The sequence below is a fragment of the Pseudomonas bananamidigenes genome (assembly GCF_001679645.1).
GTDB classification, from domain to species: domain Bacteria; phylum Pseudomonadota; class Gammaproteobacteria; order Pseudomonadales; family Pseudomonadaceae; genus Aquipseudomonas; species Aquipseudomonas bananamidigenes.
The window spans coordinates 21,176-29,224 of the sequence record NZ_LRUN01000007.1; the positions used below are offsets into that span (position 1 = coordinate 21,176).

General features: G+C 60.8%; 7 protein-coding genes. All 7 read left to right on the forward strand.

All coding sequences use genetic code 11. The features are described from left to right. Window position 1 precedes the first annotated feature (1 nt). On the forward strand, window positions 2-1,111 hold the full coding sequence (gene ispG, locus BBF94_RS03645) for a flavodoxin-dependent (E)-4-hydroxy-3-methylbut-2-enyl-diphosphate synthase (protein ID WP_053152544.1): 1,110 nt from the start codon (window positions 2-4) through the stop codon (window positions 1,109-1,111). 22 nt (window positions 1,112-1,133) lie between these two features. After that, complete coding sequence (gene hisS / locus BBF94_RS03650) at window positions 1,134-2,423, forward strand: histidine--tRNA ligase (RefSeq protein WP_065257691.1); 1,290 nt, start codon at window positions 1,134-1,136, stop codon at window positions 2,421-2,423. Window positions 2,424-2,464: 41 nt separating this feature from the next. After that, the gene (locus tag BBF94_RS03655; RefSeq protein WP_065257692.1) at window positions 2,465-3,106 is read left to right on the forward strand and encodes a tetratricopeptide repeat protein; all 642 of its coding nucleotides are present in this window, start codon (window positions 2,465-2,467) and stop codon (window positions 3,104-3,106) included. Further along, a complete protein-coding gene (gene bamB, locus BBF94_RS03660; protein WP_065257693.1) occupies window positions 3,099-4,250 on the forward strand; it encodes an outer membrane protein assembly factor BamB in 1,152 nt (383 codons plus the stop codon). Before BBF94_RS03655 ends, bamB begins: the two co-directional genes overlap by 8 nt. A gap of 135 nt (window positions 4,251-4,385) precedes the next feature. After that, complete coding sequence (gene der, locus BBF94_RS03665) at window positions 4,386-5,858, forward strand: ribosome biogenesis GTPase Der (RefSeq protein ID WP_065257694.1); 1,473 nt, start codon at window positions 4,386-4,388, stop codon at window positions 5,856-5,858. 157 nt (window positions 5,859-6,015) lie between these two features. Beyond that, window positions 6,016-7,164 carry a pyridoxal phosphate-dependent aminotransferase gene (locus BBF94_RS03670; protein ID WP_065257695.1) on the forward strand — a complete coding sequence of 383 codons (1,149 nt, stop codon included), beginning with the start codon at window positions 6,016-6,018 and terminating at the stop codon, window positions 7,162-7,164. Continuing rightward, the gene (locus BBF94_RS03675; RefSeq protein WP_065257696.1) at window positions 7,152-7,943 is read left to right on the forward strand and encodes an amidohydrolase; all 792 of its coding nucleotides are present in this window, start codon (window positions 7,152-7,154) and stop codon (window positions 7,941-7,943) included. Before BBF94_RS03670 ends, BBF94_RS03675 begins: the two co-directional genes overlap by 13 nt. Window positions 7,944-8,049: the final 106 nt, after the last annotated feature.

Consider the following 8,049-nt stretch of genomic DNA (forward strand, 5'->3'; position numbering starts at 1 on the left):
CATGCACGGCGAATCTCCAATCAAACGTCGCGAATCGCGCAAGATCTGGGTCGGTAACGTGCCTGTGGGCGGCGATGCACCTATCGCGGTGCAGAGCATGACCAACAGCGACACCAACGACGTCGCGGCCACCGTGGCCCAGATCAACCGTCTGGAAGCCGCTGGTGTCGACATCGTTCGCGTATCGGTACCGGACATGGACGCCGCCGAGGCGTTCGGCAAGATCAAGCAACTGGTCAAGGTGCCGCTGGTTGCCGATATCCACTTCGACTACCGGATCGCTCTGCGTGTGGCCGAACTGGGTGTGGACTGCCTGCGTATCAACCCGGGCAACATCGGTCGGGAAGACCGTGTGCGCGCCGTGGTCGATGCCGCCCGTGACCGCGGGATTCCGATCCGTATCGGCGTCAACGCCGGTTCGCTGGAAAAGGATCTGCAGAAGAAATACGGCGAACCGACCCCGGCCGCGCTGGTCGAGTCCGCACTGCGTCACGTCGAGCACCTCGAACGCCTGAACTTCCAGGACTTCAAGGTCAGCGTGAAAGCCTCCGACGTGTTCATGGCCGTCGAAGCCTACCGTCTGCTGGCCAAGGAAATCGTCCAGCCGCTGCACCTGGGCATCACCGAAGCCGGTGGATTGCGCTCCGGTACGGTGAAATCTGCCGTGGGCCTAGGTATGCTGCTCGCCGAGGGGATTGGCGATACCATCCGCATCTCGCTGGCGGCCGATCCGGTCGAGGAAGTGAAGGTCGGTTACGACATTCTCAAGTCTTTGCATCTGCGTTCCCGTGGCATCAACTTCATCGCCTGCCCAAGCTGCTCGCGGCAGAACTTCGATGTGGTCAAGACCATGAACGAGCTGGAAGGGCGCCTTGAAGACCTGCTGGTGCCGCTGGATGTCGCGGTGATCGGTTGCGTGGTCAACGGCCCAGGCGAAGCCAAGGAAGCCCATATCGGCTTGACCGGCGGTACGCCGAACCTGATTTACATCGACGGCAAACCGTCGCAGAAACTGACGAATGACAATCTGGTGGACGAGCTGGAAAAGCTGATCCGCGAGAAGGCGGCCGAGAAGGTCGAAGCTGACGCAGCGGTCATCGCGCGCGGCTGATCGAACGAATTAAGGAATTTCTGTGAGCAAGTCCCTGCAAGCCATTCGTGGCATGAACGACATCCTGCCGGAACAGACCCCGGTATGGCGCTACTTCGAAGGCACCGTTTCGCGACTGCTGGATAATTACGGTTACAAGCAGATCCGCATGCCGATCGTCGAGTTCACCGAGCTGTTCAAACGCTCGATCGGTGAAGTGACCGACATCGTCGAAAAAGAGATGTACACCTTCGACGACCGCAACGGCGACTCCCTGACCCTGCGTCCGGAAGGCACTGCGGCTTGCGTGCGTGCTGTGCTCGAGCATGGGATTACCGGTGGTGGCCAGGTGCAGAAACTCTGGTACATCGGTCCGATGTTCCGTCACGAGCGTCCGCAGAAGGGCCGTTATCGCCAGTTCCACCAGATCGGTCTGGAAGTCTTCAACCTCGACGGTCCGGACATCGACGCCGAGCTGATCATCATGACCTGGCGCCTGTGGGGCGAGCTGGGCATCCGTGATGCGGTCAAGCTCGAACTCAACAGCCTGGGCACCAGCGAATCCCGTGGCCGTTATCGTGAAGCGCTGGTCGAGTACCTCTCGGCGCACCACGACAAACTGGACGAAGACAGCCAACGTCGGTTGAAGACCAACCCGCTGCGCGTGCTCGACACCAAAAACGCCGACACGCAGGCCGTCCTGGTCAATGCACCGAAGATGGCCGACTACCTGGATGACGAATCCCGTGCCCACTTCGAAGGCCTGAAGGCCCGTCTGGATGCCGTCGGCATTCCTTACGTGCTCAACCCGAAACTGGTGCGCGGCCTCGATTACTACAGCAAGACCGTTTTCGAATGGGTCACCGATAAACTCGGCGCCCAGGGGACCGTGTGCGCGGGCGGCCGTTACGACGGACTGGTCGAGCAGATGGGCGGCAAGCCGACCCCCGGCGTCGGTTTCGCCATGGGTATCGAGCGCCTGGTGCTGATGCTGGAAACCCTGGAGCAGATCCCGCAAGAGCTCTCCCGTCAGGTCGACGTTTACCTCTGCGCCTTCGGCGAAGCGGCAGAACTGGCCGGGCTGGCCCTGGCCGAGCGAGTGCGCGACCAGTTGCCGAACCTGCGCCTGCAGGTCAATGCCGGTGCCGGCAGCTTCAAGAGCCAGTTCAAGAAGGCCGACAAGAGCGGTGCGCTGTACGCACTGATCCTCGGTGACGACGAAATGGCCCGGCAAGTGGTAGGTTTCAAACCCCTGCGTGGCCAGGGCGAACAACAAAACATTGCCTGGGATGCGCTTGCCGCTCACCTGGCCACCTGCGTCGTGCAGGGTTGAAGCTGTCCTAACAGCCGATTTAGCGATTAAGGAGTATTGGGGTGTCGAGTACCGAAGACGAACAGTTGGCGGATTTGAAGGACTGGTGGGCACGCAACGGCAAACCTCTGGTCACCGGCGGCCTGTTGGCGCTGGTCATCGTGTTCGGCTGGCAGGCTTTCCACAAGTATCAGAGCAATCAGGCGCAAGGTGCCTCCGTGCTCTATCAGCAATTGCTGGAAACCACGCTGACCCCGGATGGCAAGCCTGACGCCGCGCGCGTCGCGGATCTGGCCGGCAAGCTCAACAGCGAATTCGGCGGTACTGCCTATGCGCAGTACGGCAGCCTGTTCGTGGCCAAGGTCGCAGTCGACAGCGGCAAGCTCGACGATGCCGCGACCGAACTGAAGGCCATCGTCGCCAAGCCTGCCAACGCGGCGCTGGGTGAAATCGCCCGTCAGCGTCTGGCGCAGGTGCTGGGGGCACAGAACAAGGCTGACGAGGCCCTGAAACTGCTTGAAGGCGATGCCGACAAGTCGTTCCTGGCCACTCGTGAAGAACTCAAGGGCGACCTGCTGGTACAGCTGGGCCGCACTGACGAAGCGAACGCGGCGTATCAAAAAGCCAAGGCGGCACTGTCGGATGAAGCGGCGGTCGGCGGCCTTCAAATCAAGCTGGACGACCTGGCCAAAGGGGATGCGTGACGTGATCGGTTGGAAGCATGCAGCATTGCTGGCTCTGGCCATTCTGGCCACGGGTTGCAGCAGCAACAGCACCAAGGAATTGCCACCGGCCGAGCTGACTTCCTTCAAGGAAGAAGTGGTTCTGCACAAAGTGTGGAGCCGTTCGATCGGTGACGGTCAGGGCGAAACCTACAACATGCTGGTACCGGCAATCGATGGTGACACCATCTACGCCGCGGACGTGACCGGCATCGTGATGGCCATGGATCGCAGCAACGGCGACGTGAAGTGGAAAAAGGAACTCGATCTGCCTGTTTCCGGCGCCGTCGGTGTGGGTTACGGTCTGGTCCTGGTCGGCACATTGCGTGGTGATGTCATCGCCCTCGACACCCTCAACGGTGAAGAGAAATGGCGTGCCCGGGTGACCAGCGAAGTGCTGGCGCCCCCTGCCAGCAACGGTGACATCGTGGTCGTGCAGACCCAAGACGATCGTCTGATCGGTCTGGATGCTTCCTCCGGTCAGCAACGCTGGGTGTATGACAGCACTCCGGCCGTACTGACCCTGCGTGGCACCAGTGCGCCGCTCGCCACCAACCGCCTTGCGGTGGCTGGTCTGTCGACCGGTAAAGTGGTCGCTCTGGACATCTCCAACGGTGTGCCGGTCTGGGAACAGCGAATCGCTATTCCTCAGGGACGTTCGGAACTGGAGCGTGTGGTCGACATCGACGGCGGTCTGCTGTTGTCCGGCGGTACGCTGTACGTCGCCAGCTATCAGGGTCGCGTTGCGGCACTGGATCTGGAAAGCGGTCGTCAACTCTGGCAGCGCGATGCGTCGAGCTATGCCGGTATCGCCCAGGGCTTCGGCAACGTCTACGTGAGCCTGTCTTCGGGCACCGTTGAAGGTGTCGACGAGCGCTCGACCACTGCACTGTGGAGCAATGATTCGCTGGCCCGCCGTCAACTGTCGGCTCCGGAAGTGTTCTCCAGCTACGTTGCAGTCGGTGACCTGGAAGGTTACCTGCATCTGCTGAGTCAGGTGGACGGTCGTTTCGTCGGCCGTGAGCGCATCGACAGCGACGGCCTGCGTGCCCGTCCGCTGGTGGTAGGTGACACCATTTACGTCTATGGCAACAGCGGCAAACTGGAAGCCCTGACCATCAAGTAACAACTATGCTTGGGGTTAACACCCCAGGCGGCCTTGTTCCACAAGGCTTGCAGCGCTTTCAGGCGTTGCCCCGAGCACCAGCCGCTGCCTCGCAGCGGCTTTTGTATTTTCTGAAATAACGAAGTGGAGAGCCGCATGGTTCCCGTAATCGCCCTGGTGGGCCGACCGAACGTCGGCAAGTCCACCTTGTTCAACCGCCTGACCAGGACTCGTGACGCCATCGTCGGCGACCTGTCCGGTCTGACCCGTGATCGCCAGTACGGTGAGGCCAAGTGGCAAGGGCGTTCCTACATTCTGATCGACACCGGCGGTATCTCCGGTGACGAGCATGGTATGGACGAAAAAATGGCCGAGCAGTCGCTGCTGGCCATCGAAGAAGCGGATGTCGTTCTGTTCCTGGTAGATGCCAAGGCCGGTTTCACCGCCGCCGACCAGATGATCGGCGAACACCTGCGCAAGCGTAACAAGCGTTCCTACGTGGTCGCCAACAAGGTCGACAATATCGATCCGGAAATGGCCCGCGCCGAATTCGCGCCGATGGGCATGGGCGATGCGATCCCGATCGCCGGCGCTCATGGTCGCGGCATCAGCAATCTGTTGGAAATCGCCTTGAGCGAGTTCCCGAAGGATGCAGAAGAACCACAGGAAGGCGAAGAGCAGGAAGAGGTCGCCGAAGGCGAGGAAGCCAAGCGCATTCCGGGCCCGAGCGAAAAGGACGGCATCAAGATCGCCATCATCGGCAGGCCGAACGTCGGCAAGTCGACGCTGGTCAACCGCATGCTGGGCGAGGAGCGGGTGATCGTTTATGACCAGCCTGGCACCACCCGCGACAGCATCTACATTCCGTTCGAGCGTAATGACGAGAAGTACACGCTGATCGACACTGCGGGCGTGCGCAAGCGCGGCAAGATCCACGAAGAAGTCGAAAAGTTCTCCGTGGTCAAAACCCTGCAGGCGATCAAGGACGCCAACGTGGTGATCTTCGTCATGGACGCCCGCGAGGGCGTGGTCGATCACGACCTCAACCTGCTGGGCTTCGCGCTCGAAGCGGGTCGTGCAATGGTCATCGCGCTGAACAAGTGGGACGGCATGACCCCGGGCGAGCGTGACTATGTGAAGACCGAACTGGAACGCCGGCTGTTCTTCGTCGACTTCGCCGACATCCACTTCATTTCGGCACTGCACGGTACCGGCGTGGGCAATCTCTACGCGTCGGTGCAGAACTCGTTCAAGTCGGCGGTCACCCGCTGGCCGACCAGCCGCCTGACCCAGATCCTCGAAGACGCGGTCAGCGAGCACCAGCCTCCGATGGTCAACGGCCGTCGGATCAAGCTGCGTTATGCTCACCTGGGCGGTGCCAACCCGCCACTGATCGTGATCCACGGCAACCAGATCGAGAAAGTGCCGAATTCGTACGTGCGCTATCTGGAAAACACTTACCGCCGTGTGCTCAAGCTGGTCGGTACGCCGATCCGCATCGAGTTCAAGGGCGGCGAGAACCCGTACGAAGGCAACAAGAACACGCTGACCGACCGCCAGGTCAACAAGAAGCGTCGCTTGATGTCGCACCACAAGAAGGCCGAAAAGAAGCGTCGCGACAAGCGATAAAGCGGTTTCGAGCTGCAAGCTTCAATTAAAGGCGTAAAAACAAGGAGGGCTTCTCACGGAGCCCTTTTTTGTGGGCGGTGAATTCAGCTTGTAACTTGCCGCTTGAGATTTGGAGCTTGCCGCTTGAAACTTGCAGCTCACCTGCAAGGGGCTTCCGATGATTACCAGCAAGTTGCCGAATGTCGGCATCACTATTTTCACGCAGATGTCTCAGCTCGCGGCGCAGACCGGAGCCATCAACCTGTCCCAGGGTTTTCCCGATTTCGACGGCCCGCAGTCGCTGCGCGACGCGGTCGGTCGGCACATCGCCAGCGGCCATAACCAGTATTCACCGATGACCGGACTGCCGGCCCTGCGCCAACAGATTGCAGCGAAGATCGCCCGCAGCTACGGCGTGAATGTCGATGCCGATCACGAGGTGACCGTCACCCCCGGTGCGACCCAGGCAATCTTCTGTGCGATTCAGGCGGTTATTCACAGTGGCGATGAAGTCATCGTGTTCGATCCGGCCTACGACAGCTACGAGCCTTCGGTGGAGCTGGCCGGCGGGCGCTGCGTGCATGTGCAGCTGGGGCTGGATGATTTCTCCATCGACTTCGACAAGCTCAGTGCAGCGCTGAGTCCGCGCACGCGGATGATCATCCTCAACACCCCGCACAACCCCAGCGGCGCGCTAATCAGTCGCGCAGAGCTGGACCAGCTGGCGGCGCTGATCCGCGATCGCGACATCTATGTGATCAGCGACGAAGTCTACGAACATCTGGTGTACGACGGCGTTCCGCATGTGAGCGTGCTGGCCCATGAAGAGCTGTATCAGCGTGCGTTCGTGGTCAGCTCGTTCGGCAAGACCTATCACGTCACCGGCTGGAAAACCGGCTACGTGGTGGCGCCGCCAGCGCTGACCTCCGAGCTGCGCAAGGTACATCAATACGTCAGTTTCTGTGGCGTGACGCCGCTGCAATATGCGCTGGCCGATTACATGGCCGAGCATCCGGAACACGTCGAAGAGTTGCCCGGTTTCTATCAGGCCAAACGTGATCTGTTCTGTGATCTGCTGGAGCCGTCGCGTTTCAGCTTCACCCGGGTCACCGGCACCTATTTCCAGCTGGTCGACTACTCGCAGATTCGTCCCGACCTGAACGATGTCGAGATGGCGATGTGGATGACCCGCGAACATGGTGTGGCGAGTATCCCGGTGTCGGTGTTCTACCGGAGTCCCCCCGAAGGCCAGCGCCTGGTGCGCCTGTGCTTCGCCAAACGCGAGGAGACGCTGCGGGAAGCGGCGGCAAAACTATGCGTGATCTGAGTGCTTTGCCCGATCTCAATCTGGCGCTGATCCAGACCAGCCTGGCCTGGCATGATCGCCAGGCTAACCTCGAGCACTTCGACGTCTTGTTGGAGCAGGCCCGGGGCGCCGATTTGATCATCCTGCCGGAAATGTTCACCACCGGCTTTTCCATGGAGTCCGAAACCCTGGCCGAAACCGAAAACGGTCCGACCAGCAAATGGATGAAGGCTCAGGCAGCGAAACTCAATGCGGTGATCACCGGCAGCGTGATCATTCAGGCGGCTGACGGCAGCCATCGAAATCGCTTGCTGTGGGCGCGCCCCGACGGAGAAGTGTGGCATTACGACAAGCGCCATCTGTTCCGCATGGCCGGCGAGCACAATCATTACACCCCCGGCGAGCGTCAGGTGCAGTTCGAACTCAAGGGCTGGCGCATCAGGCCGCTGATTTGCTACGACCTGCGCTTTCCGGTGTGGAGCCGTGATGCGCAGGACACCGATCTGCTGCTGTACACCGCCAACTGGCCGGGGGCACGGCGTCTGCACTGGAACCGTCTGTTGCCGGCGCGAGCGATTGAAAACCTGTGCTACGTGGCGGCCGTGAATCGCATCGGCACCGACGGCAAGGGGTTTGCCTACACCGGTGACAGTCAGGTGCTGGATTTTCAGGGCGAGACCTTGCTGACGGCCGGGGAGGCTGACGGGGTATTCAAGGTGGTACTGGAAGCGGCGCCACTGGCGGCTTACCGCGAGCGCTTTCCGGCGAATCTGGATGCGGACACCTTCGAGTTCACCTGATACCCAAGATTAGCTGGATCGTTCCCACGCTCTGCGTGGGAATGCAGCTCGTGACGCTCTGCGTCACTGGGACGCGGGAGCGCCCCTTGAGGCATTCCCACGCGGA

What these genes read in the sequence shown, in the direction of transcription:
- BBF94_RS03670 (WP_065257695.1), top strand. Translation starts at nt 6,016, where the DNA reads ATGATTACCAGCAAGTTGCCGAATGTCGGCATCACTATTTTCACGCAG.
- ispG (WP_053152544.1), top strand. Translation starts at nt 2, where the DNA reads ATGCACGGCGAATCTCCAATCAAACGTCGCGAATCGCGCAAGATCTGG.
- bamB (WP_065257693.1), top strand. Translation starts at nt 3,099, where the DNA reads ATGCGTGACGTGATCGGTTGGAAGCATGCAGCATTGCTGGCTCTGGCC.
- BBF94_RS03675 (WP_065257696.1), top strand. Translation starts at nt 7,152, where the DNA reads ATGCGTGATCTGAGTGCTTTGCCCGATCTCAATCTGGCGCTGATCCAG.
- der (WP_065257694.1), top strand. Translation starts at nt 4,386, where the DNA reads ATGGTTCCCGTAATCGCCCTGGTGGGCCGACCGAACGTCGGCAAGTCC.